The sequence below is a fragment of the Aeromicrobium sp. WCS2018Hpa-31 genome (assembly GCF_031843905.1).
In the GTDB taxonomy this organism is placed as follows: Bacteria; Actinomycetota; Actinomycetes; order Propionibacteriales; family Nocardioidaceae; genus Aeromicrobium.
Window position 1 is genome coordinate 1 of record NZ_JAVTJF010000022.1, and the last position, 2250, is coordinate 2250.

Here is a 2250-nt window from a genome sequence, read left to right on the forward strand (position 1 = left end):
CCGGCTCGACGAGTGGCGTCACCTACGAGGTGCTGCGCAACGACCGGGTCGTCGCCACGACTACCTCCACCACGGTCTCGGTGCTGGACTCCACGTCGGCCGACCGGTTCTTCGTGCGGGCCAGCGACGGCCAGGGCAACTGGTCGGCCTCCACCGCCCTCGTACGCGCCTCCTGAGCGGGTCGACCCGGGACGTGTGACCCGACCCACCCGAACTCCGGCAGGGCAGTCGCGTCATGGATGCGGGCCGCGGTGCTCCTCCACTCCGTGGGCCGTCGGGGGAACGACCGGCTCGCGCCCCGAACCGATCAAGGATCCTCCGTGCGTACCAAGACCACCCTCGCCGCGCTCGCGGCCGCCTTCGCCGTCGTCGTCACCGGGTTGACCGGCGTCGTGCCTGCCGCCCAGGCGGCCACGGTGGTCCCCGACGGCTCGAGCCAGGCGTCGGCGGCCGCCTCGTGCTGGGAGGTCAAGCAGGTCAAGCCCTCGGCGACCGACGGCGTCTACTGGCTGCTGACCCCGCAGCTGCGGACGCCCACGCAGTTCTACTGCGACATGACCACCGACGGCGGTGGCTGGGTGCTCGTGGGCCGCGGTCGCGACGGCTGGAACTGGGACGGCAACGCCCAGGGCACCCCGGCGCAGATCGCCTCGACGGTCTCCGGCCAGGCGGCGTTCGCGCCGAAGAAGCTCTCGACCGCCACGGTCGACGCCCTGCTCGGCGGTGGCCGGGTCGACGCGCTGACGGACGGCATCCGGCTGAAGCGCGCCACCAACGTCGAGGGCACCGCGTGGCAGGACGTCCGGATGCGGGTCCGCTCGCTGGCCTCGTGGTCGTGGGCGTTCGGCGCCGGCCACCCGCTCACCTCCGCCTCGTTCGACGGCCAGTCCTACTCGGGCTCCACGTCGCGCGACTTCGGCACGACGTCGACGTTCTCGTCGGCCCGGCTCCAGCGGGTCTGGACGTTCGAGTCAAGCGCGAACGGCTGGGTGCGCGGGTTCAACTACGGCAGCGGGGTGAACGGCTCGACGGCGTCCACGAGCAACCTGTACGCCACCGCGACGGGCAACGCGACCCCGTTCACGCAGGTGCTCATCCGTCCGAGGTTGCGGCAGGCGGACCTGTCGTTCGCGAGCATCCCCGACTCCGGCACCGGCGAGGTCACCGCGCTGCCCGTGGCCAAGAGCGGGTCGCTGGCCCAGCCGTGGGGCGTCACCGGCACCGGTGCCGGCGGCACCGGAGAGCTCGCCACCGAGGTGCAGGCGTTCGCGCAGATCGGCAACGTCATGTACGTGGGTGGCAACTTCACCACCGTCCGCAACCAGGCCGGCTCGCAGAGCGTGGCCCAGTCCTACCTCGCGGCCTTCGACGCCACGACCGGCGAGTGGATCTCGTCCTTCCGCCCCACGTTCGACAACCAGGTCCGATCGCTCGCGGCCCTGCCCGACGGCCGGCTCGCGGTCGGCGGCGAGTTCACGACCGTCAACGGCCAGGGTCGCACCGGCCTCACGGTCCTCGACGCCACCGGCGCCCTGTCGTCCTCCTGGACCACGGTCGTCGAGAACCGCGGCACCAGCGCCAAGGTCAGCGTCCGTGGGCTCGACGTGTCCGGCGGACGGCTCTACGTCGGCGGGGTCTTCACCCACCTGGTGCGCGGCACCAACGCCGCCTACGCCCGCAACGCCGGCCGCATCGACCTCTCCAGCGGCAACGGCGACGCAGGCTGGAACCCGAACTTCAACGGCAGCGTCGCGGCCCTGGACGTCTCCGACGACGGTGCGCGCGCCTACTTCGCGGGCTACATGACCGCCTCGGGTGCCACCACGGTCAAGAAGGGCGTGGCCATCAGCACGGCCGCGGGCGCCGCGGTCACCACCCCGGCCTGGAACCCGACCTACAGCACCGCCGGCGCCACCTACCAGCAGGCCGTCAAGCAGGTCGGGGGCAAGGTGTGGCTGGGTGGCTCGCAGCACAGCATGTTCTCCTACGACACCACCGACTTCGTCCTGAAGGACACCGGCATCACGAAGTCCGGCGGTGACCTGCAGGCCATCACGGGCGGTCTCGGCGACAAGGTCGCCTACGGCGGCTGCCACTGCGGTGACTGGAACTACTCCGGCACCACGAACTACGACAACTTCAACCCGGGCACGACGTCCGTGCAGTGGACCCAGGCGGGCAAGATCTCGCTGCTGGGTGCCTGGGACAACACCACCGGCGCCTTCGTCACCACCTTCGCGCCGCAGTGGA

Annotated in this window: 1 protein-coding gene; it reads left to right on the forward strand. The window is 71.5% G+C overall.

Annotated features, from left to right (window positions below; translation table 11 throughout):
* Positions 1-320: 320 nt before the first annotated feature.
* A partial coding sequence (locus RQG84_RS18060; protein ID WP_311211181.1) for a fibrinogen-like YCDxxxxGGGW domain-containing protein occupies positions 321-2250 on the forward strand: 1930 nt, incomplete at its 3' end.